Here is a 25,523-nt window from a genome sequence, read left to right as displayed (position 1 = left end):
AGCCGTCGTTCACCGAACTTGTGTACGACGCAAGATTGTAGGAGCAGGGCTTGCCCGCGAAAAGGCCCTTGAGCCTTGCACTGCCCTTGCGGACGTCATCGCCAGCAAGCCGGCTCCCACACGAGTGATGTTTAGTCAGGAAACCGGGGCGCTGCGGGCTCGGTCGGTGAAGCGGCCCTGCATCGCGTCCAGCGCGTCGCAGCCATCCTGCAACAGCAGGTAAGAGGCACTGGCGAAGTGCTGAAGATCACGGTCGCAGGTGTTGCCGATGCTCATGCAAGTCAGGCTGTGGCTCAGGTCGCGGGCGGCCTTGATGCGCTGGATGGCACACTCATACAGGTCACGCACCGGGGCATCGAGATTGAGGTAGAGAACGGGGACTTCGGTGAGGTTGCTTTGTAGCGGACGAAAATTACTCATGGTGTTTCTCCCAAGAATGCAAAGGAGCTACCACCGACTACTGCGGCTAAACACTAGGGTGGCGGCTGTACGCGGGTTAGCCGACCGGGGCATTCTTGGAAAACCCGGCACATCCGAAGATGTCCCGCGCACAGCCGCCATTGCACAAAATGCCAAGCAGCAAAAAGCGCCGACATCATGATACGAGGGCGCTTGTGCGTCCATAAATGCCTTTCGACCGGCTAAGATCGATCACCGACACATCGGTGACGACCGAACTATAGTCCAGCCACTCACCCAATAGTCGCCGCTTTTACACCTTGAAATACGAGCCACTGCGGATGCCAGTAATGGCGATTTATCCGCCTCAACCAACCCCCACCTGATTACGCCCACTGTTCTTCGCCGAATACAGCCCCTTGTCCGCCGCCGAAATCAGATCGCGACAGTTGCTGCCCTGCTGCGGTATCACCGTGGACACCCCAATGCTGACCGTCAGCACCGCCCCCTCGCCCGGCATATTGTGGGGGATCTTCAGCCCCGCCACGGTCTGGCGCAGTTTTTCCGCCACCAGTCGCGCTCCGCCTTGGGAGGTGTTCGGCAGCACCAGCGCAAACTCTTCGCCACCATAACGCGCCGGCAGGTCCGACGGCCGGCTGCTGGACTCACGGATCGTCTCCGCCACCTTGCGCAAGGCTTCATCGCCGTCCAGGTGGCCAAAGCTGTCATTGAAGGCTTTGAAATAGTCCACGTCGATCATCAGCAACGACATCTGCGTCTGCTCGCGCTGCGCCCTTCTCCACTCCAACTCCAGGTACTCGTCGAAGTGCCGACGGTTGGACAACCCGGTCAAACCGTCAGAGTTCATCAAACGCTGCAGCACCAGGTTGGTGTCGAGCAATTGCTGCTGGCTGACCCGTAACGCCCGATACGCCGCATCACGCTGCAACAAGGTCATGTAGGAGCGCGAGTGATAACGAATGCGCGCCACCAGTTCGATATTGTCCGGTAACTTGACCAGGTAATCGTTGGCCCCGGCGGCAAAGGCCGCGCTCTTGATCAACGGGTCTTCCTTGGTCGAAAGCACGATGATCGGAATGTCCTTGGTCGCCGGGTGATTGCGGTATTCGCGCACCAGGCTCAGGCCATCGAGGCCGGGCATCACCAGATCCTGCAGGATCACCGTCGGTTTGATGCGGATCGCCTGGGCAATCGCCTGGTGCGGATCAGCACAAAAGTGGAAATCGATATTGCTCTCAGTGGCCAATCCGCGCCGCACCGCCTCACCGATCATGGCCTGGTCGTCAACCAGCAACACCATCGCGGCGTTTTCGTCGGTGGTCTTGAAATCATACATCTGTAAATCATTCATACGCGGTCACCTGAAGTACTGCTTTCAAGCCAGGACTGCTGACTATAGAACTCATGTCGGAAATATCTCCAGCAAACGTGGAGCGATCTTGTTCAGTGGACGAATTTCAACAGCCGCATCGATAGCCGCCGCTGCCTTGGGCATGCCGTACACCGCACTGCTCAATTGGTCCTGGGCGATGGTCAGGTAGCCACGCTCGCGCATCAGCTTCAATCCCTGGGCACCGTCGCGCCCCATGCCCGTCAACAGCACACCCACCGCATCACCATTCCAGTAACTGGCGACACTCTCGAAAAACACATCGATGGAAGGCCGGTAGATCTCGTTCACGGGCTCGGCGGTATAGGCCAGGGTGCCGTTTTTCAACAAGCGGATATGGTGGTTCGTCCCAGCCAGCAGTACGGTGCCGCGTTGCGGCGCCTCGCCGTCGCGGGCCAGGCGCACCGGCAGGCCGCAGGCGCTGCTCAACCATTCGGCCATGCCGGCGGCAAATACCTGGTCGACATGCTGGACCAGAACGATCGCGGCGGAAAAATTAGCAGGCAAACCTTTCAGCAAGGTTTCCAAGGCCGCCGGCCCCCCGGCCGAAGAGCCGATGGCCACCAGCTTCTGTCGCGGACTGTCGTCCCGGGCCGGGCCGGGCACGCTGCGCACCTGGCTGCCGCGCTGGCCGATCAGCCAGCCGATATTGAGGATCTTGCGCAACAGCGGCGCCGCGGCTTCCTTCGGGTTGCCACCACCAATGGCCGGGGTATCGACCACATCCAGGGCACCGTGGCCCATGGCCTCGAACACCCGGTGCACGTTCTGTTGCCGGTCGACAGTGACAATGACAATGGCACACGGAGACTCGGCCATGATCCGCCGGGTAGCTTCGACGCCATCCATCACCGGCATGATCAGGTCCATCAGGATCAGGTCCGGGGTGTCCTCGGCGCAGTATTTCACCGCTTCGGCGCCATTGCCGGCGACCCAGATCACTTGGTGTGCCGGCTCGAACGCCAGGGCTCGACGCAACGCTTCTACCGCCATGGGCATATCGTTGACGATGGCGATCCTCATCCCTGGGCTCCCCCGATCAGCTCGACCACGGCATCCAGCAAGGCGTCGTCATGAAAACTGGCCTTGGCCAGATAATAGTCGGCTCCGGCGTCCAGTCCACGTCGACGGTCTTCTTCACGGTCCTTGTAGGACACCACCATGACCGGCAGCGACTGCAAGCGCGTGTCTTTACGCAAGAGTGTGACCAATTCAATCCCGTCCATTCGTGGCATATCGATATCGGTGATCAACAGGTCAAAGTCTTCGGCGCGCAGGGCGTTCCAACCGTCCATGCCATCCACCGCGACCGCCACCTCGTAACCCCGGTTGAGCAGCAATTTGCGTTGCAGTTCGCGCACGGTCAGGGAGTCGTCGACCACCAGCACGCGCTTGCGCACGGCCTCGCTGGCCTGGCGATTGCGCCGGTCGATACGTTCCAGGCGACCAGTGTTGAGCAGCTTGTCCACCGAGCGCAGCATGTCCTCGACGTCGACGATCAGCACCGCCGAACCGTCGTCGAGCAAGGCCCCGGCGGAAATATCCTGGACCTTGCCCAGGCGCGGGTCCAGCGGCAACACCACCAGGGTGCGCTCGCCGATAAAGCGCTCCACCTCGACCCCATAGACCGCATCACGCTCGCGGATCACCACGACCTTGAGGTTGCCATCATGGTGTTCGCTGGCCGGGCGCTGCAACAGCTGGCTGGCCGCCACCAGCCCGACATGCCGGCCTTCATGCCAGAAGTGCTGGCGCCCCTCGAGTTGCACAATGTCCTCGGGGGCCAGGTCGCACATGCGTTCGATATGGGCCAGGGGAAAGGCATAGGCCTCGCCACCGACTTCCACCAGCAGGCTGCGCACAACCGACAAGGTCAGCGGTACTTCGAGGTGGAAACGGCTGCCCTTCCCAGCCACCTGCTCCAGCACCACGGCACCGTGCAACTGGCGAACCATATGCTGCACGGCGTCGAGGCCGACCCCGCGCCCGGAGACTTCGGTGACCTTGTCCCGCAGGCTGAACCCCGGCAGGAAGAGGAAGCTCAGCAACTCCTCTTCGCTCAGTTGCGCGGCGGTCTCGACCGGGGACAAATGCCGGTCGACAACGCTGCGACGAACCCGCTCCAGGTCCACCCCGGCGCCGTCGTCGCTCAGTTGCAGCACCAGTAACCCGGCCTGGTGCGAGGCCCGCAGGCGAATCAGGCCTTCCGCCGGTTTCCCGGCCAGCACCCGCAACTCCGGGCTTTCGATGCCATGGTCCACGGCATTGCGCAGCAGATGGGTCAGCGGCGCTTCGAGCTTTTCCAGCACGTCGCGGTCGACCTGGGTTTTCTCCCCTTCGATTTCCAGACGCACCTGTTTGCCCAGGCTGCGGCCCAGGTCGCGGACCATCCGCACCTGACCGCTCAGCACATCGGCAAAGGGCCGCATACGACAAGCCAGGGCGGTGTCATACAGGACCTGGGCGCGCTGGCTGGACTGCCAGCCGAATTCGTCCAGTTCCAGGGTTTGCGCCGTCAGCATCTGCTGGGACTCGGCCAGCAAACGCCGGGCATCGCCCAGGGCCTCCTCGGCTTCCAGGCTCAGGCCGACGGTCTTCAAGTGATCGCTGAGCTGGTCCAAGGCGCGCAGGCCTTTGTCCTGCATGCGCCGCATCCGTTGCATCGTCGCCAGATAAGGCTTGATGCGCTGGGTTTCCACCAGGGACTTGCTCGACAGGTCGAGCAGGCTGTTCAAACGTTCGGCGGTGACCCGCAACACCCGTTCACCACCTTCGGCGACCCGACGGCCCGGGGGCGTCAGTTCCGGCGACGGGGGTTCCGCCAACGCGCTATCAAGAGGCAGAGCTTCAAGATCGGCGGCCACAGACGACGGCACGAACGCGACTTGCGCCGGCTCGGGCGCCACCGGCACCACCCGCGCAGTGGCCGCCGTCGGATCGAGCAACGCCTGCAACCGCAGGACATAGGCTTCGATCTCCAGTGGCCCGACATTGGCGCTGGGCGTGGCGATGCGCATCAGCAAGTCGGTGCCGTGCAGCAAGGCGTCGATATGCTCCGCTTGCAGATACAACCGACCTTCCTGGGCGCTGACCAGGCAATCCTCCATCACATGGGCGACGCTGACCCCGGCATCCACGCCGACAATCCGCGCCGCGCCCTTGAGGGAATGGGCAGCACGCATGCAGGCTTCGAGCTGGTCGGCCTGGGTCGGATTGCGCTCCAGGGCCAGGAGGCCGGCGCTGAGCACCTGGGTCTGGGCCTCGGCCTCCAGACTGAACAGTTCCAGCAGCGACGAGTCGCGCATTTGATCGGGGGTCATGTGAAGCTCCGGGTCACGGCCGACAGCAATTGCTCTTCATCCAGCCAACGCAGGCTACGCCCCCTGAACGGCAGTACACCACGGGTAAACCGCGCGCTGGCCTGGGGCCCGGCGGCGCTGGCATTGTCGAGCAGGCGCTGGTCGATGGCATGGATACCGTCCACTTCATCCACCGGCAGCACCACCGGACCGCCCTGGGCGCCGACAATCAGCATGCGCGGCATGATCCGACCGCCTGGCGTGACCGTGATCGAGGCGTCCAGCCCGAGCAACTCCACCAGTGACAGACAGGCCACCAGGGCACCGCGCACATTGGCCACACCGAGCAAGGCCCGCGAGCGCTGGTGCGGCAGGGAATGAATCGTCTGCAGCGGCGCGACTTCCACCAGGCAGCGGGTGGCCAGGCCCAGCCATTCCTCGCCGAGGCGGAACATCAGCAGCGAACGGGTGAGCACATCACTGGCCGCCTCGACCACCGCGCCCTGTTCGGGACGCTCCTGTTGCAACGAGTAACGGTCCAGCAGGCGCGTGGCCGCGGCGGAATACACCGCACAGTTGCGACAGTGGATATGTTCGATCAGCAGCGGGCAGGACTTGTCGCCGTGGATGCCGATGCGGTTCCAGCAATCGTCGATTTTCTCGGCGTCGTGGTGGGTCAGGTTCAGGTCTGTCAAACCGCTCATCGTTTACGCTCACTGTCAGCGGTGCGCTCGCTACGGGCGGCGCGTTCCTGCAATCGCCGGGCGCCTGCCACATCCCCCTGGGAAGCCAGCAGGGCCGCCAGGTGGACGAGGGCCTCGGGATGTTGCGGTTCCAGGTATAAAGCCTTGCGATAAAACCCCTGGGCCTCCAGCGCACTGCCGGCCACGTCGCTCAGCAGGCCCAGCCAGTAGAAGACCTGGGCCACCGGCTCGTGTTGGCGCAGGTAGGTTTCGCAGGCCTGGCGCGCCTGGGCGCCGTTGCCTTCGTTGGCCAGGGTGGCAATCCGCGCCAGCAGGCCGGCCGCGTCGTTCGAGACCAGCGACACTGGCGCGGCGGGCGTGAACACCGCGCTTGGGGCGAACGGTCGGCGCAGAGGCAACACCGGCGCGCTGACGGGTTGCGACACACGCACCGGCAAAGGCGGCGGGACGATCACCGGCAGGGGTTGGGGCTCGACTTCCGTCGCGCGGCGAAAGGCAAAGGACTGCGCCGCGCCGATGGAGCGCATGCCCATCCGCCCCAGCAGGTTGCCCTCGGCCGGGCCGATAAACAGCACACCATCAACATGGGTAAGGCGCTTGAGAATGTCGAAGACCTGGCGTTGCGTCGCCAGGTCGAAATAGATCAGCAGGTTGCGACAGAACACGAAGTCATAGACCTCGCCGACCCGCAACTCGGGGTCAAGCAGGTTGCCGCTCTGCAAACGCACCTGTTCGCGAACTCGCTCGCTGAGCCGGTAACCGTCCGCCAGGGCAGTGAAATGCCGCTCGCGAAACTCGAGACCCTGGCCGCGGAAGGAGTTCTTGCCGTACACCGCGCGCTTGGCCCGATCCACAGACAACGGGCTGACATCGATGCCGTCGACCTTGAACTGGTGCGGCGCCAAGCCTGCATCAAGCAGGGCCATGGCAATCGAATAGGGCTCTTCGCCGGTGGAACAGGGCAGGCTGAGGATCTTCAAGGCACGCATGCCCTTGATCTGTGCCAGCCGCTCGCTGGCCAGGCGCGCCAGGGTCGAAAAGGATTCCGGATAACGGAAGAACCAGGTTTCCGGGACAATCACCGCCTCGATCAACGCTTGCTGTTCCTCGCCGTTGGTCTGCAAGCGGGTCCAGTAGTGGTCCGCCGAGGGCATCTGCAACTGAGTACAACGCTGGCGCACGGCACGCTCGATAATCGCCGGGCCGACCGAAGCCACGTCGAGGCCGATGCGGTGCTTGAGGAAATCGAAAAAGCGCTGGTCGTCACTCATGGCCGCGCCTCATCCACCGTTGGAAACAGCAGCGCGCGCACCTCGGCATTGAGCAGGTCGTTGACCCGAATACGTTGCAGCAGGCCCTGGGCATCTTCGCGCACCGGCCCCAGGTAGGGCGCCGCGCGGTTGTCCAGGCCATAGGGCTGGAAGTCCGCCGGGTTGCAACGCAGGGTATCGGTGGCCTGTTCGAGAATCAGCCCGAGCAACTGCCCGGGCACCTCGTCGGCGGGACGGTAATGCACCAGCACCAACCGTGTGCTGGTACGCGCCGCCGCCGGTTCGCCGAAGGTCATGGCGCTGACGTCGATCACCGGGACCATCGCGCCACGATGGGCCAGCACTCCCGCGACCCAGGCCGGGGCCTGGGCAATCGGCTTGAGTTGCAGGCGCGGCAGCACCTCGACCACTTCCACGGCCTCCAGGGCAAAGCGTTCGCCCTGGATACGAAAGACCAGGAACAGGCTGTTCCTGGGCTGCGCGCTGGCGACGCGTTTCGCCCCCCACTCGCTCATCAGACTTTGAAACGCGAGACGCCGCTGCGCAGGCCCACCGCGACCTGGCTCAGCTCGTCGATGGCGAAACTGGCCTGGCGCAGGGATTCGACGGTCTGGCTGCTGGCATCGCCCAGTTGTACCAGGGCGAGGTTGATCTGTTCGGCACCGGTGGCCTGGGCCTGCATGCCTTCGTTGACCATCAGCACCCGCGGCGCCAGGGCCTGGACCTGATGGATGATCTGCGACAGTTGCTCGCCGACCTGCTGCACTTCGAACATGCCGCGGCGCACTTCCTCGGAGAACTTGTCCATGCCCATGACCCCGGCGGACACTGCCGACTGGATCTCGCGGACCATCTGTTCGATGTCGTAGGTGGCGACGGCGGTCTGGTCCGCCAGGCGCCGCACTTCGGTGGCGACCACGGCAAAACCGCGACCGTACTCACCGGCCTTTTCCGCCTCGATGGCGGCGTTGAGGGACAACAGGTTGGTCTGGTCGGCGACCTTGACGATGGTCACCACCACCTGATTGATGTTGCCGGCCTTCTCGTTGAGGATCGCCAGCTTGGCGTTCACCAGGTCGGCGGCGCCCATCACCGAGTGCATGGTTTCTTCCATGCGCGCCAGCCCTTGCTGGCCGGAACCTGCCAGCACAGAGGCCTGGTCGGCGGCGGTGGAGACTTCGGTCATGGTCCGCACCAGGTCGCGGGAAGTCGCGGCGATTTCCCGCGAGGTCGCGCCGATCTCGGTGGTGGTCGCGGCGGTTTCGGTGGCCGTGGCCTGCTGTTGTTTGGAGGTGGCGGCGATTTCCGTGACCGAGGTGGTGACCTGCACCGAGGAGCGCTGGGCCTGGGAAACCAGGGCCGTGAGTTCGGTCATCATGTCGTTGAAGCCGGTCTCCACCGCCCCGAACTCGTCCTTGCGCGCCAGGTTCAGGCGGCTGCTCAGGTCACCGGTACGCATGATTTCAAGAATTTCGACAATCCGCTGCATCGGCGCCATGATCGCTCGCATCAGCAGCAGGCCACAGAGGCCGGCAGCGATCACCGCGATCAGCAGGGAAATGCCCATGCTGAGTTTCGCCGCTGACACGGCGGCGGAAATCGAGTCCGTGTCCTGGTCGGCGACGTCCTTGTTCTGGTTGATGATGTCATTGAGTTGCTTGCGACCTTCGGCCCAGGCAGGCGCCAATTGCTCGTTGAACATCCGGATAGCCTGGTCGTTCTGCTTGTGCTGATAGAGATCGAGCACGCTGGCCAGCAACTTGTCGTAAGCCACCCGCTCACGCTTGAATACGTCGAAGGCCGCTTGGTCTTCCTGGCTGAAAATGGTCTTCTGGTAGTTCTCGATCTGCACGTTCAGACGGTTTTCGAAGTCCTTGAACTGCGCCTGGTCAGCGGCACTGATATCGCCGTCGGCGGTGAACCCCAGCAATTGCTGGGTCAGCACATAGCTGTCGACCCAGGCGCTGCGGATCATGGTGCTGTAGTAGACCCCGGGAATGGCGTCGGTGCGCACACTCTCCTCGCTGGATTCGATCGACAGCAACCGGGAGTACGAAGCAACGACCATCAGCAGCATGATCGCAATGATGACGGCAAAGCTTGCCAATATTCGTTGGCGCAACGTCCAGTTCTTCACTCGCAGTCCTCTGGAACCATTCAAATGAAGGGCAGTATAGCCGAGCGTGTGTCATCCTTGAGTAATCCGTTCGAGGAACCCAAGCCATGCCCGTCCTGCCCAGCTTACGCAGTCGTTTTGCGTTGATGATCGCCGTGCTGGTCAGCCTGCTGAGCTGGTTGCTGGGTTCGTTCATCAGCCACGATTCCAATTCGCGGATGATCAACGAAATCGGCCAGGATCTCGGCGAAAACGCCTACCAGATGGCGGATCGGCTGGACCGCGACATGGCCAGCCGGATTCACCTGCTGAGCGTCATCAGCCGGCTACAGGTGATGCAACAAGCCTCGGATACCCCACAGATCCGTCACCTGCTCGATCATTTGCAGGAAGAATTCCCGAGTTTCGCCTGGGTGGGTTTCGTCGCGCCCGACGGCGTGGTCAAGGCCGCAACCCATGGCGTTCTCGAACAGTCCGATATCAGCGAACGTCCCGTGTTCAAACAGGGCCGGGAACGCTTGTTCGTCGGGGACGTGCATGATGCCAAGCTACTGTCCAAACTGTTGCCCAACCCCACTGGCGAGGCCATGAAGTTCGTTGACATCAGCCTGCCGGTGTTCAGCGACAAGTCCGTCAACCTATCGTCACAAAATAAAGTAGGGGTACTCGCGGCGCACCTCTCCTGGGGCTGGGCCGAAGAGCTGCGCCAATCCTTGTTCGAACCCCAGCAGGCCCGGCGCAAGGTGGAGTTTTTCGTACTCGCGGCCAACCATCAGATCATCCTCGGTCCCAGTGAGTCGATCGGCCAGGCATTGCCCCTGCCCTTGTTCGACAACCTCGACCCACAACAGACCCGCTGGGGCGTCCAGCGCTGGCCGGACGGCAACGACTATCTCACGGGGATTGCCATGAGCCACGGTTATGGCAGCTATGCAGGGCTGGGCTGGACCGTGGTCACGCGCCAGACGCTCGATGAAGCCTACGCCCCGGCCAAGGAATTGCAGCGTGACATCCTGGCCTGGGGCATTGCCCTGGCGGTGGTGATCGCCTTTGTCGGCTGGTTGCTGGCCACCTGGTTTACCCGACCGCTGCACGCTATCGCCCGGGCCGCCGACCGCTTGAGCCTCGGTGAATCCATGGAAATTCCCGAGGTCAGGGGCACCCGGGAAATCGCCCAGTTGAGCCAGTCGATCCGCCATCTGGTGGACAGCCTGAGCAACCAGCAGACCGCCCTGGGGATGATGGAAAGCCTGGCCCACCATGACGCCCTGACCGGCCTGCCGAACCGTGCCGCCCTGGAGAAATACCTGCCGCGCGCCCAGCAGCGCAGCCAGGCACAGAACCAATACCTGGCGTTGCTGTACCTGGACCTCGACGGTTTCAAGCCGATCAACGACCAGTTCGGCCACGCCGGCGGCGATGAGCTGCTCAGGGAAGTGGCAAGTCGCTTGCGCGTCTGCCTGCGCGAAGGCGATCTGGTGGCACGCCTGGGCGGCGACGAGTTCCTGATGGTGCTGCAAGTGCCCCGCCACGATGCCATTGACCAGGCACGCGGCATTGCCGAACGCGTGCTCGCCAGCCTGGGGCAATCCTTCCGGGTGCACGATGTCCCGGCCTGGATCGGTTGCAGCATCGGCGGCGCGTTGTGGCCCCTGGATGCTGCGGACCTGAGCGACGTGCTCGGCCTGGCGGACCAGGCCTTGTACCGCGCCAAGCATGCGGGCAAGGGCCAGGCGCACTTTCATGAAGCAGCAGAGGCTGGCGGGTCGCACTGAGGCGCCCACCACCTGCAAGGCCATCGATTAAAAAGATATACACTGGGTCGCATCCATAAAAACAACCCGCCGGCTAACCGGCATCGGTGCGCACCCCATGATGACCCTGCGTCAGATCCGTCACTTTATCGCCGTGGCCGAGACCGGCTCGATCTCGGCCGCCGCCCAGGCGGTGTTCATTTCCCAGTCGACCCTGACCCTGGCGATCCAGCAACTGGAACAGGAGATCGGCGTCAGCCTGTTCAACCGCCATGCCAAGGGCATGACCCTGACCCACCAGGGCCACCAGTTCCTGCGCCAGGCGCACCTGATCCTGGCCACCGTCGACAACGCCAAGCGCAGCCTGCAACAGAGCACCGACCAGGTGGCCGGGCAACTGACCATCGGCGTGACCAGCCTGGTGGCCGGCTACTACCTCGCCGACCTGCTGACCCGTTTCCAGCGCGCCTACCCCAATGTGGAAATCCGCGTGATGGAAGACGAGCGGCCCTATATCGAGCACTTGCTGGTCAGCGGCGAGATCGATGTCGGGGTGCTGATCCTCTCCAACCTCGAAGACCGCCACGCCCTGCAGACCGAGGTCCTGACCCACTCTCCCCATCGCCTGTGGCTGCCGGCCCAGCATCCGCTGCTGGAACACGACAGCATCAACCTGGCCGACGTCGCCCGCGAGCCACTGATCCAGCTCAATGTCGATGAAATGGACCGCAATGCCCAGCGCATGTGGCGCGGCGCCGGCCTGCAACCGCGGATCACCTTGCGTACCGCGTCCACCGAAGCAGTGCGGAGCCTGGTAGCAGCCGGGCTGGGAGTGTCGATCCAACCGGACATGACCTACCGGCCCTGGTCGCTGGAAGGCGACATCATCGAAGCCCGGCCGCTGGCCGACCTGAGCCAGACCCTCGACGTCGGCCTGGCCTGGCGCCGGGGCACCGCCCGACCGCCGCTGGTGGACCCGTTCCTGACCGTGGCCCGCGAACAACCCCACGGCGGCCGCAAGCCATCTATTTAATCGAACGCCGCATTCAGTATTTAGTATTTGTCGACCTCCCGTCCGCCCACTAGTCTCTTGCCATCCATCTAGAGAAAGGCCGGACTCCAGCGATAGGGGAAGCTCCATGGCCACACAAGAAAAGAGAACTCGCAAAATGGCTGGCGCACACCCGACCCCACTGTTCACCGCTTTGCTGATCGACGGTGAACTCGTTGCCGGCCAGGGTTTTGTCGAGCCGATCCTCAACCCGGCCACGGGCGAGGTACTCACCCATATCGCCGAAGCCAGCAGCGAACAGGTCGAAAGCGCTATCCTCGCCGCCCACCGGGCCTTTGCCGGCTGGTCGCGGACCACTCCGCAGCAACGGGCCAATATCCTCCTGGCCATCGCCGATGCGGTGGAAAAAAACGCCGACCTGCTCGCCCGCCTGGAATCGCTGAACTGCGGCAAGCCCCTGCACCTGGCCCGCCAGGACGACCTGAGCGCCACCGTCGACGTATTCCGTTTCTTCGCCGGCGCCGTGCGTTGCCAGACCGGCCAGTTGTCCGGCGAATACCTGCCGGGCTACACCAGCATGGTCCGCCGCGACCCGATTGGCGTGGTGGCCTCCATCGCGCCGTGGAACTACCCGATCATGATGGCCGCGTGGAAAATCGCCCCGGCCCTGGCCGCCGGCAACACCCTGGTGTTCAAGCCGTCCGAACACACGCCGCTGTCGATCCTGGCCCTGGCGCCGTTCCTCGCCGAGCTGCTGCCGCCGGGGGTGATCAATATCGTTTGCGGCGGTGGCGAAGGGGTCGGCAGCCATCTGGTCAGCCACCCGAAAGTGCGCATGGTGTCGCTGACCGGCGATATCGTCACCGGCCAGAAAATCCTCCAGGCCGCCGCCAAAAGCGTGAAGCGCACCCATCTGGAACTGGGCGGCAAGGCGCCGGTGATCGTCTGCAACGACGCCGACCTGCAGGCCGTGGTCGAGGGCGTGCGCAGCTACGGCTACTACAACGCCGGGCAGGATTGCACCGCCGCCTGCCGGATCTACGCCCAGGCCGGGATTCACGACAAATTGGTCGCCGAACTCGGCGCGGCGGTCAGCAGCCTGCGGTTTGCCGGCAAGCGCGACGCCGACAACGAAATCGGTCCTCTGATCAGCACCCGCCAGCGCGACCGCGTCGCCAGCTTCGTCGAACGCGCCCTCGGGCAACCGCATATCGAACGGGTCACCGGCGCCGCCGTGCATTCCGGGGCCGGCTTCTATTACCAGCCGACCCTGCTCGCCGGTTGCAAGCAGAGCGACGAGATCGTCCAGCGCGAAGTGTTCGGCCCGGTGGTCACCGTGACCCGCTTCGACGAACTGAGCCAGGCGGTGGACTGGGCCAACGACTCGGAATACGGCCTGGCGTCGTCGGTCTGGACCCAGAACCTGGACAAGGCAATGCAGGTGGCTTCGCGCCTGCAATACGGCTGCACCTGGATCAACAGCCATTTCATGCTGGTCAGCGAAATGCCCCACGGCGGCCTGAAGCGCTCCGGTTACGGCAAGGATCTGTCCAGCGATTCGCTTCAGGACTACAGCGTGGTGCGGCACATCATGGCGCGCCACGGCCAGCATTTGTAAGACGCTCTACTCTAATAACCAGCCCGCAAACGGCACGCTGCATCACGTTCAACTGCCCCGACCATAATTAAAGAAGAGGGAATCCCCATGTTCGTGCACAAGACCGCACTGCTCAGTGCAATGACCACCGCGCTGCTGGCCAGCGTCTCGATCCAGGCCGCCGAGCCGCTGAAAGCCGTCGGGGCGGGCGAAGGCCAACTGGATATCGTCGCCTGGCCCGGCTACATCGAGCGCGGCGAAAGCGACAAGGCCTACGACTGGGTGACGGGCTTCGAGAAGGAAACCGGTTGCAAGGTCAGCGTGAAAACCGCGGCCACCTCCGATGAAATGGTCAGTCTGATGGCCAAGGGCGGTTATGACCTGGTCACCGCCTCCGGAGACGCCTCCCTGCGGCTGATCGTCGGCAAGCGTGTGCAACCGATCAACACCGCGTTGATCCCGAACTGGAAGAACCTCGACCCGCGTCTCAAGGATGCGCCGTGGTATGTGGTCAACAAGCAGACCTACGGCACGCCTTATCAGTGGGGCCCGAACGTGCTGATGTACAACACCAACGTGTTCAAGCAGGCACCGACCAGTTGGGGCGTGATCTTCGATCCGCAGAGCCTGCCGGACGGCAAGCCGAACAAGGGCCGCGTGCAGGCCTATGACGGCCCGATCTATATCGCCGACGCGGCGCTGTACCTGAAATCGGCCAAGCCGGAACTGGGCATCCAGAACCCCTATGAACTGACCGAAACCCAGTACAAGGCCGTGCTCGACCTGCTGCGCGCGCAACAGCCGTTGATCCATCGCTACTGGCATGATGCGACCGTGCAGATGAGCGACTTCAAGAACGAGGGCGTCGCCGCCTCCAGTTCCTGGGGTTATATGGTCAACGGCTTGCAGGCGGACAAGCAGCCGGTGGCGTCGACCATTCCGAAGGAAGGCGTCACCGGCTGGGCCGACACCACCATGCTGCACGCCGATGCCAAGCACCCGAACTGCGCCTACAAGTGGATGGACTGGTCGTTGCAGCCCAAGGTCCAGGGTGATGTCGCGGCCTGGTTCGGCTCGTTGCCGGCGGTCCCGGCGGCGTGCAAGGAAAGCGAGTTGCTGGGGGCTGAAGGTTGCAAGACCAACGGCTTCGACCACTTCGACAAGATCGCCTTCTGGACCACTCCGCAGGCAGCGGGCGGCAAGTTCGTGCCGTACAGCCGCTGGACCCAGGATTACATCGCGATCATGGGTGGCCGTTGATCCCCGAGCGATCTTGAGCACCCGCAGAACCTGTAGGAGCTGGCTTGCCGGCGATGGCGTCCAGATAGGCGATGCAAGGCTCAAGGGCCTCATCGCTGGCAAGCCAGCTCCTACAAGGGATCGGTGTCGAACACCGAGGTTGCGTACGACACAAATCCTGTAGGAGCCGGCTTGCCGGCGATGGCGTCCGAACAGGCGGCGCGCTGTGAGTCAGACCGCTCTCCACCGTTTCAGCTTTTTCAGAAGTCCAGGCCGGGCCGCTGCGGCGACCCACGCCTTCTCGGAGCACCGCATCATGACGCTTGCAGTCCAGTTCACCCACGTTTCCCGTCAGTTCGGCGAAGTGAAAGCCGTTGACCGGGTTTCCATCGATATCAAGGACGGCGAGTTCTTTTCCATGCTCGGCCCTTCCGGCTCGGGCAAGACCACCTGCCTGCGCCTGATCGCCGGTTTCGAACAACCCAGCGCCGGTTCGATCCGCATCCATGGCGAAGAAGCCGCCGGCCTGCCGCCCTATCAGCGCGATGTGAACACGGTGTTCCAGGATTACGCGCTGTTCCCCCATATGAACGTGCGCGACAACGTCGCCTACGGTTTGAAAGTCAAAGGCGTCGGCAAGACCGAACGCCTGAACCGTGCCGAAGAAGCCCTGGGCATGGTCGCCCTGGCCGGCTACGGCGAGCGCAAGCCGGTGCAGCTCTCCGGCGGCCAGCGCCAGCGGGTGGCCCTGGCCCGCGCCCTGGTCAATCGCCCCCGCGTGCTGCTACTCGACGAGCCCCTCGGCGCCCTCGACCTCAAGCTGCGCGAACAGATGCAAGGCGAGCTGAAAAAGCTCCAGCGCCAACTGGGCATCACCTTCATCTTCGTCACCCACGACCAGACCGAAGCCCTGTCCATGTCCGACCGTGTCGCCGTGTTCAACAAGGGCCGCATCGAACAGGTCGACAGCCCGCGCAACCTCTATATGAAACCGGCCACGGTGTTTGTCGCCGAGTTCGTCGGCACTTCCAACGTGATTCGCGGCGAGCTGGCGAAACAGCTCTGCGGCAGCGACCTGCCGCTGTCGATCCGTCCGGAACACGTGCGCTTCGCCGACGGTCCGGTGCAAGGTCATGAGGTCGAGATCAGCGGCCTGCTCCACGATATCCAGTACCAGGGCAGCGCCACCCGCTACGAACTGAAACTGGACAACGGCCAGACCCTGAACATCAGCCAGCCCAACAGCCAATGGCAGGCCATCCATACCGGGCACCAGGCCGGCCAGCGCATCACCGCGCGCTGGGCGCGGGAAGCCATGACCGTGCTGGCGAGCGAGGCCTGAGATGAACACCCTCGCCCTCCCCCAAGCGACCGCGGCCGGCTCACCGATGCGGCGCTTCGCCAACCTGTTGTACCGCCGCCCCAACGTCTACCTGGCGCTGCTGCTGGTGCCGCCACTGATCTGGTTCGGCGCGATCTACCTCGGCTCGCTGCTGACCCTGCTCTGGCAGGGGTTCTACACCTTCGACGACTTCACCATGGCGGTCACCCCGGACCTGACCCTGGCCAACTTCGCCGCGCTGTTCGCGCCGTCGAACTTCGACATCATCCTGCGCACCCTGGGCATGGCGGTGGTGGTGTCCATCGTCGCCGGCCTTATCGCTTTCCCCATCGCCTACTACATGGCGCGCTACACCACCGGCAAGACCAAGGCGTTCTTCTACATCGCGGTGATGATGCCGATGTGGGCCAGCTATATCGTCAAGGCCTACGCCTGGACCCTGCTGCTGGCCAAGGGCGGCGTCGCCCAGTGGTTCGTCCAGCACCTCGGGCTGGAGCCGCTGTTGCAGTTCATCCTGGGGATTCCCGGGATTGGCGGTAGCACCTTGTCGACCTCGCACCTGGGACGCTGCCTGGTGTTCGTCTATATCTGGCTGCCGTTCATGATCCTGCCGATCCAGGCCTCCCTGGAGCGCCTGCCGCCGTCGCTGTTGCAAGCGTCCGCGGACCTCGGCGCCAAGCCGCGCCAGACCTTTATGCAGGTGGTCCTGCCGCTGTCGATTCCGGGCATCGCGGCGGGGTCGATCTTCACCTTCTCCCTGACCCTGGGCGACTTTATCGTGCCGCAGCTTATCGGCCCGCCCGGCTACTTCGTCGGCAGCATGGTCTACGCCCAGCAGGGTGCCATCGGCAATATGCCCATGGCCGCGGCCTTCACCCTGGTGCCGATCGTGCTGATCGCCGTGTACCTGTCCATCGTCAAACGCCTGGGGGCCTTCGATGCGCTCTAATTCACAACATGGGGACAAGGCCTCCCTGGGTCTGCGCCTGGCCGCCTGGGGTGGACTGGTGTTCCTGCACTTCCCGATCCTGATCATCTTCCTCTACGCCTTCAACACCGAGGACGCGGCCTTCAGCTTCCCGCCCCAGGGCTTCACCCTGAAGTGGTTCAGCGTGGCCTTCGCCCGGCCCGATGTACTGGAAGCCATCAAGCTGTCGTTGCAGATCGCCGCGATTGCCACGCTGATCGCCATGCTGCTCGGCACCCTGGCCTCGGCCGCCCTGTATCGCCGGGACTTCTTCGGCAAGCAGGGCATCTCGCTGATGCTGATCCTGCCCATCGCCCTGCCGGGGATCATCACCGGGATCGCCTTGCTGGCAACCTTCAAGACCCTGGGGATCGAGCCGGGGATGTTCACCATCATTGTCGGCCACGCGACCTTCTGCGTGGTGATCGTCTACAACAACGTCATCGCCCGCTTGCGGCGTACCTCCCACAGCCTGATCGAAGCCTCGATGGACCTGGGCGCCGACGGTTGGCAGACCTTCCGCTACATCGTCCTGCCGAACCTCGGCTCGGCGTTGCTGGCCGGCGGCATGCTGGCGTTTGCCCTGTCATTCGACGAGATCATCGTCACCACCTTTACCGCCGGCCATGAACGCACCTTGCCGATCTGGCTGCTCAACCAGCTCAGCCGGCCACGGGATGTGCCCGTGACCAACGTGGTCGCCATGCTGGTGATGATGGTCACGATGCTGCCGATTCTCGGCGCCTACTACCTGACCCGCGGTGGCGAAAGCGTGGCGGGCAGTGGCGGCAAATAACCCAGTTCCAAAGGTGAACGCCGAACCTTGTAGGAGCAGGGCTTGCCCGCGAAGCTTTTAGCGATCTTACGGGCCCCTTCGCGGGCAAGCCCTGCTCCTACAAAGGTTCGGTGTTTATCGAAATATCTGATTGCGTCATGAGGACACCCATATGCAAACCAAACTGCTGATCAACGGCCAACTCGTCAACGGTGAAGGGCCGGCCCAATCCGTATTCAACCCGTCCCTGGGCCGGGTGCTGGTGGATATCCACGAAGCCAGCGAAGCCCAGGTCGACGCCGCCGTGCGCGCCGCCGCCGACGCTTTCGAAAGCTGGTCGCAGACCGCGCCGAAAGACCGCGCCCTGCTGCTGCTGAAACTGGCCGACGCCATCGAGGCCCATGGTCCGGAGCTGGCGAAACTGGAATCGGACAACTGCGGCAAACCCTTGAGCGCCGCCCTTAACGACGAGATCCCGGCCATCGCCGACGTGTTCCGTTTCTTCGCCGGCGCCAGCCGCTGCATGAGCGGCTCGGCGGGGGGCGAATACCTGCCCGGCCACACCTCGATGATCCGCCGCGACCCGGTGGGCGTGATCGCCTCCATCGCGCCGTGGAACTACCCGCTGATGATGGTCGCCTGGAAAATCGCCCCGGCCCTGGCCGCCGGCAATACCGTGGTGCTCAAACCCTCGGAACAGACCCCGTTGACCGCCCTGCGCCTGGCCGAACTGGCGGCGCAGATCTTCCCCGCCGGCGTGCTCAACCTGGTCTTCGGCCGTGGCCCGACCGTGGGCAATCCGCTGGTGACCCACCCGCAGGTGCGCATGGTCTCGCTGACCGGTTCCATTGCCACCGGCTCGCACATCATTTCCAGCACCGCCGACAGCGTGAAGCGCATGCATATGGAGCTGGGTGGCAAGGCCCCGGTGATCATCTTCGACGACGCCGATATCGACGCCGCCGTGGAGGGCATCCGCACCTTCGGTTTCTACAATGCCGGCCAGGACTGCACCGCCGCCTGCCGGGTCTACGCCCAGGCGGGGATCTACGAGAAGTTTGTCGAGAAACTCGGCGCGGCGGTCAGCACCATCAAGTACGGCTTGCAGGACGATCCGGAAACCGAGCTGGGCCCGCTGATCACCGCGCAGCACCGTGACCGCGTGGCCGGTTTCGTCGAGCGCGCACTGGCCCAGTCGCATATCCGCTTGGTCACCGGTGGCAAGACGGTGCCCGGCAATGGCTTCTTCTTCGAACCAACGGTCCTGGCCGATGCCCAGCAGGATGACGAAATCGTCCGCCGAGAGGTATTCGGGCCGGTGGTGTCGGTGACGAAGTTTTCCGATGAAGCCCAGGTACTGGGTTGGGCCAACGATTCGGATTACGGCCTGGCATCGTCGGTATGGACCGCCGACGTCGGTCGCGCCCACCGTCTGGCGGCCCGTTTGCAGTACGGCTGCACCTGGGTCAATACCCACTTCATGCTGGTCAGCGAAATGCCCCATGGCGGGCAGAAACTGTCCGGTTATGGCAAGGACATGTCCATGTACGGGCTGGAAGACTACACCACCGTGCGCCATGTGATGTTCAAGCACTAAGTACCAACCCACCAAAACAATACCGAACCGGGACGGACCGTCATGGCCCGGCCACGGTTTCGGACACCTGAAATCTGCCGATTTTCCGGAGCAATACCGTCATGACTGCACAACCCCATCTCGGCGCAGCCGCCGACAGCGATGCCGAACAGCTGCGCAAACTGGGCTACACCTCGAACTTCAATCGCAGCATGAGCCTGTGGGAAAACTTCGCCCTGGGCTTTACCTACCTCTCGCCGGTGGTCGGCGTCTACACCCTGTTCGGCCTGTGCCTGGCCGCCGGCGGCCCGCCGATGTTCTGGGCCTATCTACTGGTGGGCTGTGGACAACTGCTGGTGTGCCTGATCTTCGGTGAAGTGGTCTCGCAATTCCCGATTTCCGGTGGCGTCTACCCGTGGGCCCGGCGCCTGGTGGGTAAACGCTGGGCGTGGATGGTCGGCTGGATCTACTCCATCGCCCTCTGTGTGACCATTGCCGCCGTAGCCGTGGGTGCCGGCCCTTACCTGGCGGCGATGCTCGGTTTCGAACCGAGCAACAATACCAATATCGTCATCGCCCTGGTGCTGACACTGTTCGCCACCCTGGTCAACCTCAGCGGTACCAAGGTCCTGGCGCGCATCGCCATGTTCGGCTTTCTCTGCGAGCTCGTCGGTGCGGTGATCGTCGGCGTCTACCTGCTGGTGTTCGAGCGTCACCAGCCGATCAGCGTGCTGTTCAACACCTTCGATATCCGTGTCGACGGCTCCTACCTGCCGGCGTTCCTCACCGCGTCCCTGGCGGGCATGTTCCTCTACTACGGTTTCGAAGCCTGCGGCGATGTGGCCGAGGAAACCCCGAATCCGAGCAAGCAGATCCCGGTGGCCATGCGCATGACCATCTATATCGGCGGTATCGCGGCGATGTTCGCCTGCCTGGCGCTGATCCTCGCCGTACCGGACATGCAGGCGGTGATCAATGGCACCGACAAGGACCCGGTGACCACCATCCTCAACAATGCCTTCGGCAGCGTCGGTTCGAAAGTGGTGATGGGCGTGGTGATGATTTCCTTCATCTCCTGCGTCATCAGCCTGCAAGCAGCCGCCAGCCGTCTGCTGTACTCCTACGCCCGGGATGAAATGGTCATCGGCAGCAGCCTGCTCAAGCGGCTTTCGCCGACCACCCAGGTGCCGGTGGCGGCACTGTTCGTCTCCGGCGTCCTGCCGGCGCTGATCATCGCTCTCGGTTTCTTCCTGCAGGACGCGGTGGCGACCATCGTCAGCTTCGCCGCCATCGGCATCTACCTGGCCTTCCAGATGATCGTGCTGGCCGCCCTGTTCGCCCGGGCGCGCGGCTGGAAACCCAGCGGCAAGTTCACCCTGGGCGCCTGGGGCCTGCCGGTGAATATCGGTGCGCTGGTCTACGGCGTCGGCGCCATCGTCAACATGGCCTGGCCGCGCACCCCGGATGCGGCGTGGTACATCAACTACGCCATGGTCCTGAGCACCGCCATCGTCATCGGTCTCGGCCTGCTCTACATGTGGCTGGGCAAGCCCTATGACCGTGGCACTGCGCCGGCGGGCGATGCCTGGAAAATCGGTCGGTAACGGCAAGCGTTGATAAGTAGCCAAAAACCCCTTGGGTGATCGGTCCTCCGACCATCCAGGACCGGTAAAGAAAAAATCAATAAATGATCTTTATATAGATCTTAAAGCCACCTTAAGATCCATATAAAGATCATTTATTGTTAAATCCGAGTACATGTTCTAGGGTTAACGCTATCCATTCACTCCAGGCTTTACACCCCCGATGACCGTTCGCAGTTACTCCCCCGCCAGCCTTGATGCCCTGCAGGTCATGGGCCACGTCATCCGCCTCAAGCGCAAGGAGCGGGGACTGACGGTGCAGGCGCTCGCAGACAAGGCAGGCGTGTCGCGCGGAACGGTTCAGCGTATCGAACACGGTGATCCACGATGCGAAATCGGTGTGGTCTTCGAGCTGGCGACCCTCCTGGGCATCACACTGTTTTCCGATACGACCCCCTTGCCCCATCTGAACACCTACCTGGATGCCAAAATCGCCGTGCTACCGAAAAGGATTCGCACACCGACAAAAAAGGTAAGCAATGACTTCTAACGCCGATCAATGCTTTGTCTGGCTGTGGCTGCCCGATGAAACAGAACCCGTGGTCGCGGGAAACCTGGTTCGTGATAAAAGTCGTTTCGTGTTCGTGTACGGCAAAAGCTATCTGGCACGAAAAAACGCCATCGCGCTGAACCTGCGCGAACTGCCGCTGGGCACCGAGGTCATTGAGCCCATCGACTCCATGACCATGCCCAGTAGCATCCGTGATGGTTCACCAGACGCATGGGGGCGGCGAGTCATCATCAACCGGCTGTACGGCAAGCAAGGCGCAGCCGCTTATAACCAGGACCTGGATGAGCTTACCTACCTGATGGAGTCAGGCTCGGATCGTATTGGAGCTCTGGATTTCCAGACATCCGCCACCGAATTCGTCCCCAGAAACTCCAGATCGGCGACCCTGGATGAGCTGATGCAGGCAGCGGACCTGGTGGACAAGGGAGTGCCTTTACCCATCGATCTCGACCAGGCGCTCAACCACGGGACCTCCATCGGAGGTGCACGCCCCAAGGCACTGATCGAGAGCAACGGGCACAAGTACGTCGCAAAATTCTCAGCGTCAAACGATCAGATCAACGTCGTGAAATCAGAATTTATCGCCATGAAGTTGGCGTCCCTGACCGGTATGAATGTCGCACCCGTGCGGATAGAGCGGGCTCTGGGCAAGGATGTGTTACTCATCGAGCGCTTTGACCGAACGGCTACGGAAAAAGGCTGGACGAGAAAAATAATGGCGTCGGCACTGACGCTGTTCGGGCTGGATGAAATGCTGGCACGCTACTGTAGCTATGAGCAATTAACAGACATCATCCGTGCCGACTTTACCGATCCGAAAGCCGATCTCAAGGAACTGTTCTCACGACTGGTCTTCAACATTCTGTGCAGCAATACCGACGATCATGGGCGTAATCATGCTGCATTTTTTGATGGGAAAGCTTATCAACTGACGCCGGCCTACGATATCTGCCCACAGATGCGTTCGGGAACCGAGGCCACACAGGCCATGCTGATACTGGGCAACAATAACCAGAGTCGACTCTCTGTTTGCCTTGCCGCACGGGAAAAGTTTCTACTCGAAGAAGCCCAGGCACTGGAGATCATCGAACAGCAGCTGGAGGCGATAGCCATCTATTGGTCGAGTGTCTGCGCCGAATCGGGTATCAGTGAGATCGACCTTCAAGTCCTGAAAAGCCGACAGATGCTGAATCCTTATGCTTTTGAAGGGCTGTCCGGGAATGCCGAACGCGTGGCCAATCAAGCAGAACGTATTCGCCGCTCGCTCTAGCGCTGATCCAACACCTCGCCAAAATGCCCCATATAACGATCATAAAATCACTTTATGATCGCTATATAGATCATTTATGAAAAATAAATCGCACTTAGAACAAATCGATTCAGAGTAATGACGGCACGCTCAGCTCAAAACCGCGAAACGCCCTCCATCACATTCAACAGGCAGCCCAGCGCATTGCGGTCCTCTTCCGACAACGCGCGATAACGCGCCACCAGTTGCAGTTCCTCATCGCTGAGCTTGCGCACCCTGGGTCTGGGCGCGGCCCTGAAGGTCCAGAGAAACAGCATGAAACCGAAGATACTTCGCTGCTTTGACATGGACGCCTTCCCTCTGTGACAGGACCGGAATCGCCTGGAAAAACCGCCTCAGACTTAGCCTAAGGGTAGGAACAATCCGAATTCACCTAAGATCATTTCGAAATTTCCAGAAGGAAAATCTCCTTAACTGTGCAGGGCAGCCCCACTGGTATCCCGATGATGACAGGTGAATATCCTCCGAGCGGGCTCATTCATACCGCACCACCTCAAATGCTTCCTCCACTGCCGGCGCTTCGAAATAGCGGGAAATCACCTCGAACTCGGCCTCGGTGGTCTTGAACGGGTGATCGCCCGTTTCATTGCGGACCTTCAGGCGCGCCTTGCACACGTCATCGCCCACATCGAGAAAATGCAGCCGATGGGCAACGCCAGCGCGCTCAAAGACCGACCGGGCCCAAAGCCGGCTGGCCACGGTATTGGACGGAAAATCGAGCACCACCGAGATCCCCGCTTTCAATAGTGCAACGAGATGCTCGGCCAAGGCCCCGCGCAAGCGGGTGGCGCAGCGCACATAATCGGTGATCTCGCTGATTTCTCCCGGATACAGCCGCGCGAGCCAGACGTCCTCGCTGATCAACACCGTCGAGGGTGCCGCTGCCAGATGTTGCGCCAGCGTCGATTTGCCTGAACCGATCTTTCCACAGACCAGGTGCAGGGTCGGAACAGTATCGCCAGGGCCAGGGGTTTCAGGTTGCGACATTTCAATCTCCTTTTGACGTCCAGTAACCCAGAGAAGCGGCCAGAAAAAACCCGCCTCGGTGGGCGGGTTTCGGGTGTTTTCAGAACACGCGTCAGCCCACCCTCGGATCGAGGGTGGGAATAATCGAGATGTTCAGATGTGAGTTCATGAAACCGACCTTATTCGCTCAAACGCCTTACGGCAAGCTTCCAACCCTCAATCACGCAAATCCGACTCATGAATCGGCTGATCGCGATGGGTCGCACGCTGATACTGCGCCGGCCAGATCGCCTTGCGCCCTCCCAGGTCATCATCGGCATGCAGCGGCCAGTAAGGGTCGCGCAACAACTCACGGGCCAACAGGATCATATCCGCCTGGCCGGTGCGCAGGATATGCTCGGCCTGGGCCGGTTCGGTAATCAATCCGACGGTACCGGTGGCGATATCGGACTCCTTGCGTACGCGCTCGGCAAAACGGGTCTGATAACCGGGGCCCGTGGGGATTTCCGCATTGGCAGCGGTGCCGCCCGAAGACACGTCGATCAGGTCGACACCCAAGGCTTTCAGACGCCGCGCCAACTCCACCGTTTCGTCCGGATTCCAGCCGTCTTCCACCCAATCGGTCGCCGACACCCGCACAAACAGCGGCAACTCGTCAGGCCAGACCGCCCGCACCGCTTCGGTTACCTGCAACACCAGACGAATCCGGTTTTCGAAGGAGCCACCGTATTGGTCACGGCGCTGATTGCTCAAGGGTGATAGAAACTGGTGCAGCAGATAACCATGGGCCGCATGCACTTCGACCACTTTGAAACCAGCAATCAGTGCCCGCTTGGCCGCCGCGACAAACGCCTGGATCACCTCGGCGATCTGGCTCTCGTCCAGGGAGGTGGGCGATGTGTGCTGCGGATCGAAGGCAATCGACGAAGGGCCGACCGGGGTCCAGCCACCGTCCTCGGGCTTGACGCTGCCATGCTTGCCCAGCCAGGGTCGATGGGTGCTGGCCTTGCGCCCGGCATGGGCCAGCTGGATGCCCGCCACCGCGCCCTGGGCGGTGATAAACCGGGTGATGCGTTGCAGCGGTTCGATCTGTTCGTCGTTCCACAGGCCCAGGTCCTGGGCGGTGATCCGGCCATCGGCGGTGACCGCGGTGGCTTCGGTGAAAATCAGCCCGGCCCCGCCCACCGCCCGACTGCCCAGGTGGACGAGATGCCAATCGTTGGCGAGGCCGTCGACACTGGAGTACTGGCACATAGGCGAGACCGCGATGCGGTTGAGCAGGGTCAATTGGCGAAGGGTATAGGGTTCGAGCAGCAGACTCATGGGGCACCTCTCAAATCAAGTGGGCTGGCTCCAGGGTTCTGTTAGAACGTCGGCAAGTGACAAGAGTGGTGGAGAACCGCCCCCCAGCGGGTAAAAAACAGGACGACGTCACAAGACCATTCAGACAGTGCTTACAGACTAGTCGACAACGGCACAGGCGGGAGGGTTCAGCGGATTTAAACCGGCTGAATCGCCTGTAACCTGCCCTCATAACATCAATCAACACGGTCCCTGCAGGAGCCGGCTTGCCAGCGATGGCGTCCGGGCAGGCGATGCAAGACCCAAAGGCCTCATCGCCGGCAAGCCGGC

General features: G+C 62.4%; 22 protein-coding genes. 11 read left to right on the top strand and 11 right to left on the bottom strand.

The window, feature by feature from the left end:
• Positions 1–135: 135 nt before the first annotated feature.
• The 8 genes from M5C56_RS23890 to M5C56_RS23855 all read right to left on the bottom strand — a co-directional run bounded on the left by M5C56_RS23890 (position 136) and on the right by M5C56_RS23855 (position 9,221).
• Entirely contained in the window at positions 136–420 is a 285-nt protein-coding gene (locus M5C56_RS23890; protein ID WP_103495189.1) for a hypothetical protein, read from the bottom strand.
• Positions 421–766: 346 nt separating this feature from the next.
• A complete protein-coding gene (locus tag M5C56_RS23885; RefSeq protein WP_103495188.1) occupies positions 767–1,771 on the bottom strand; it encodes a PleD family two-component system response regulator in 1,005 nt (334 codons plus the stop codon).
• A gap of 51 nt (positions 1,772–1,822) precedes the next feature.
• Positions 1,823–2,833 (bottom strand): chemotaxis response regulator protein-glutamate methylesterase, encoded by a 1,011-nt coding sequence (locus M5C56_RS23880; protein WP_103495187.1) that lies wholly within the window; start codon positions 2,831–2,833, stop codon positions 1,823–1,825.
• Positions 2,830–5,130, bottom strand: a complete 2,301-nt coding sequence (locus M5C56_RS23875) for a hybrid sensor histidine kinase/response regulator (RefSeq protein ID WP_103495186.1) — start codon at positions 5,128–5,130, stop codon at positions 2,830–2,832. The genes M5C56_RS23880 and M5C56_RS23875 overlap by 4 nt, the downstream gene beginning before the upstream one ends.
• A complete protein-coding gene (locus M5C56_RS23870; protein WP_103495185.1) occupies positions 5,127–5,813 on the bottom strand; it encodes a chemotaxis protein CheW in 687 nt (228 codons plus the stop codon). Before M5C56_RS23870 ends, M5C56_RS23875 begins: the two co-directional genes overlap by 4 nt.
• Positions 5,810–7,084, bottom strand: coding sequence for a protein-glutamate O-methyltransferase CheR (locus M5C56_RS23865; RefSeq protein ID WP_103495184.1), 1,275 nt, complete (start codon positions 7,082–7,084; stop codon positions 5,810–5,812). The genes M5C56_RS23870 and M5C56_RS23865 overlap by 4 nt, the downstream gene beginning before the upstream one ends.
• Positions 7,081–7,599 carry a chemotaxis protein CheW gene (locus M5C56_RS23860; RefSeq protein ID WP_103495183.1) on the bottom strand — a complete coding sequence of 173 codons (519 nt, stop codon included), beginning with the start codon at positions 7,597–7,599 and terminating at the stop codon, positions 7,081–7,083. The genes M5C56_RS23865 and M5C56_RS23860 overlap by 4 nt, the downstream gene beginning before the upstream one ends.
• Positions 7,599–9,221, bottom strand: a complete 1,623-nt coding sequence (locus M5C56_RS23855; RefSeq protein WP_103495182.1) for a methyl-accepting chemotaxis protein — start codon at positions 9,219–9,221, stop codon at positions 7,599–7,601. The genes M5C56_RS23860 and M5C56_RS23855 overlap by 1 nt, the downstream gene beginning before the upstream one ends.
• Before the next feature lie 86 nt (positions 9,222–9,307).
• On the opposite strand from M5C56_RS23855, the gene M5C56_RS23850 reads away from it, so the two are divergent.
• The 11 genes from M5C56_RS23850 to M5C56_RS23800 all read left to right on the top strand — a co-directional run bounded on the left by M5C56_RS23850 (position 9,308) and on the right by M5C56_RS23800 (position 22,886).
• A complete protein-coding gene (locus tag M5C56_RS23850; RefSeq protein ID WP_103495181.1) occupies positions 9,308–10,975 on the top strand; it encodes a diguanylate cyclase in 1,668 nt (555 codons plus the stop codon).
• Between the two features lie 97 nt (positions 10,976–11,072).
• Positions 11,073–11,987 (top strand): LysR family transcriptional regulator, encoded by a 915-nt coding sequence (locus tag M5C56_RS23845; protein WP_100942371.1) that lies wholly within the window; start codon positions 11,073–11,075, stop codon positions 11,985–11,987.
• Positions 11,988–12,093: 106 nt separating this feature from the next.
• Entirely contained in the window at positions 12,094–13,584 is a 1,491-nt protein-coding gene (locus tag M5C56_RS23840; protein WP_103495180.1) for a gamma-aminobutyraldehyde dehydrogenase, read from the top strand.
• Between the two features lie 87 nt (positions 13,585–13,671).
• On the top strand, positions 13,672–14,823 hold the full coding sequence (gene ydcS, locus M5C56_RS23835) for a putative ABC transporter substrate-binding protein YdcS (protein WP_103495179.1): 1,152 nt from the start codon (positions 13,672–13,674) through the stop codon (positions 14,821–14,823).
• Between the two features lie 295 nt (positions 14,824–15,118).
• Positions 15,119–16,144, top strand: coding sequence for an ABC transporter ATP-binding protein (locus M5C56_RS23830; protein ID WP_103494928.1), 1,026 nt, complete (start codon positions 15,119–15,121; stop codon positions 16,142–16,144).
• Position 16,145: 1 nt separating this feature from the next.
• Positions 16,146–17,093, top strand: a complete 948-nt coding sequence (locus tag M5C56_RS23825) for an ABC transporter permease (RefSeq protein ID WP_103494927.1) — start codon at positions 16,146–16,148, stop codon at positions 17,091–17,093.
• Positions 17,083–17,907 (top strand): ABC transporter permease, encoded by an 825-nt coding sequence (locus M5C56_RS23820; protein ID WP_103494926.1) that lies wholly within the window; start codon positions 17,083–17,085, stop codon positions 17,905–17,907. The genes M5C56_RS23825 and M5C56_RS23820 overlap by 11 nt, the downstream gene beginning before the upstream one ends.
• Positions 17,908–18,058: 151 nt before the next feature.
• Entirely contained in the window at positions 18,059–19,483 is a 1,425-nt protein-coding gene (locus M5C56_RS23815; RefSeq protein ID WP_103494925.1) for a gamma-aminobutyraldehyde dehydrogenase, read from the top strand.
• A 101-nt stretch (positions 19,484–19,584) separates the two neighbouring features.
• Positions 19,585–21,066 carry an amino acid permease gene (locus M5C56_RS23810; protein ID WP_103494924.1) on the top strand — a complete coding sequence of 494 codons (1,482 nt, stop codon included), beginning with the start codon at positions 19,585–19,587 and terminating at the stop codon, positions 21,064–21,066.
• Between the two features lie 202 nt (positions 21,067–21,268).
• Positions 21,269–21,595: a helix-turn-helix transcriptional regulator gene (locus tag M5C56_RS23805; protein ID WP_103494923.1), complete on the top strand. Its 327-nt coding sequence runs from the start codon at positions 21,269–21,271 to the stop codon at positions 21,593–21,595.
• Positions 21,585–22,886, top strand: a complete 1,302-nt coding sequence (locus M5C56_RS23800; protein WP_103494922.1) for a HipA domain-containing protein — start codon at positions 21,585–21,587, stop codon at positions 22,884–22,886. Before M5C56_RS23805 ends, M5C56_RS23800 begins: the two co-directional genes overlap by 11 nt.
• A 134-nt stretch (positions 22,887–23,020) precedes the next feature.
• On the opposite strand, the gene M5C56_RS23795 is transcribed toward M5C56_RS23800, so the two are convergent.
• From M5C56_RS23795 to M5C56_RS23785, 3 genes are all read right to left on the bottom strand, one after another.
• A complete protein-coding gene (locus M5C56_RS23795; RefSeq protein WP_103494921.1) occupies positions 23,021–23,212 on the bottom strand; it encodes a hypothetical protein in 192 nt (63 codons plus the stop codon).
• A 187-nt stretch (positions 23,213–23,399) separates the two neighbouring features.
• Positions 23,400–23,912, bottom strand: coding sequence for an ATP-binding protein (locus tag M5C56_RS23790; protein WP_103494920.1), 513 nt, complete (start codon positions 23,910–23,912; stop codon positions 23,400–23,402).
• A gap of 195 nt (positions 23,913–24,107) precedes the next feature.
• Positions 24,108–25,214 carry an NADH:flavin oxidoreductase/NADH oxidase gene (locus tag M5C56_RS23785; protein WP_103494919.1) on the bottom strand — a complete coding sequence of 369 codons (1,107 nt, stop codon included), beginning with the start codon at positions 25,212–25,214 and terminating at the stop codon, positions 24,108–24,110.
• Between the last annotated feature and the right edge of the window lie 309 nt (positions 25,215–25,523).

Source organism: Pseudomonas sp. MWU13-2862 (assembly GCF_023242495.1).
Taxonomy (GTDB): Bacteria; Pseudomonadota; Gammaproteobacteria; order Pseudomonadales; family Pseudomonadaceae; genus Aquipseudomonas; species Aquipseudomonas gingeri_D.
The sequence above is the reverse complement of the archived record's forward strand: the minus strand, read 5'-3'. Positions and strand labels throughout refer to the sequence as shown.

Bases quoted from the DNA above. Each gene is read 5' to 3' on its own strand.
- M5C56_RS23890 (WP_103495189.1), bottom strand. From the start codon at position 420: ATGAGTAATTTTCGTCCGCTACAAAGCAACCTCACCGAAGTCCCCGTT.
- M5C56_RS23885 (WP_103495188.1), bottom strand. From the start codon at position 1,771: ATGAATGATTTACAGATGTATGATTTCAAGACCACCGACGAAAACGCC.
- M5C56_RS23880 (WP_103495187.1), bottom strand. From the start codon at position 2,833: ATGAGGATCGCCATCGTCAACGATATGCCCATGGCGGTAGAAGCGTTG.
- M5C56_RS23875 (WP_103495186.1), bottom strand. From the start codon at position 5,130: ATGACCCCCGATCAAATGCGCGACTCGTCGCTGCTGGAACTGTTCAGT.
- M5C56_RS23870 (WP_103495185.1), bottom strand. From the start codon at position 5,813: ATGAGCGGTTTGACAGACCTGAACCTGACCCACCACGACGCCGAGAAA.
- M5C56_RS23865 (WP_103495184.1), bottom strand. From the start codon at position 7,084: ATGAGTGACGACCAGCGCTTTTTCGATTTCCTCAAGCACCGCATCGGC.
- M5C56_RS23860 (WP_103495183.1), bottom strand. From the start codon at position 7,599: ATGAGCGAGTGGGGGGCGAAACGCGTCGCCAGCGCGCAGCCCAGGAAC.
- M5C56_RS23850 (WP_103495181.1), top strand. From the start codon at position 9,308: ATGCCCGTCCTGCCCAGCTTACGCAGTCGTTTTGCGTTGATGATCGCC.
- M5C56_RS23845 (WP_100942371.1), top strand. From the start codon at position 11,073: ATGATGACCCTGCGTCAGATCCGTCACTTTATCGCCGTGGCCGAGACC.
- M5C56_RS23840 (WP_103495180.1), top strand. From the start codon at position 12,094: ATGGCCACACAAGAAAAGAGAACTCGCAAAATGGCTGGCGCACACCCG.
- ydcS (WP_103495179.1), top strand. From the start codon at position 13,672: ATGTTCGTGCACAAGACCGCACTGCTCAGTGCAATGACCACCGCGCTG.
- M5C56_RS23830 (WP_103494928.1), top strand. From the start codon at position 15,119: ATGACGCTTGCAGTCCAGTTCACCCACGTTTCCCGTCAGTTCGGCGAA.
- M5C56_RS23825 (WP_103494927.1), top strand. From the start codon at position 16,146: ATGAACACCCTCGCCCTCCCCCAAGCGACCGCGGCCGGCTCACCGATG.
- M5C56_RS23820 (WP_103494926.1), top strand. From the start codon at position 17,083: ATGCGCTCTAATTCACAACATGGGGACAAGGCCTCCCTGGGTCTGCGC.
- M5C56_RS23815 (WP_103494925.1), top strand. From the start codon at position 18,059: ATGCAAACCAAACTGCTGATCAACGGCCAACTCGTCAACGGTGAAGGG.
- M5C56_RS23810 (WP_103494924.1), top strand. From the start codon at position 19,585: ATGACTGCACAACCCCATCTCGGCGCAGCCGCCGACAGCGATGCCGAA.
- M5C56_RS23805 (WP_103494923.1), top strand. From the start codon at position 21,269: ATGACCGTTCGCAGTTACTCCCCCGCCAGCCTTGATGCCCTGCAGGTC.
- M5C56_RS23800 (WP_103494922.1), top strand. From the start codon at position 21,585: ATGACTTCTAACGCCGATCAATGCTTTGTCTGGCTGTGGCTGCCCGAT.
- M5C56_RS23795 (WP_103494921.1), bottom strand. From the start codon at position 23,212: ATGTCAAAGCAGCGAAGTATCTTCGGTTTCATGCTGTTTCTCTGGACC.
- M5C56_RS23790 (WP_103494920.1), bottom strand. From the start codon at position 23,912: ATGTCGCAACCTGAAACCCCTGGCCCTGGCGATACTGTTCCGACCCTG.
- M5C56_RS23785 (WP_103494919.1), bottom strand. From the start codon at position 25,214: ATGAGTCTGCTGCTCGAACCCTATACCCTTCGCCAATTGACCCTGCTC.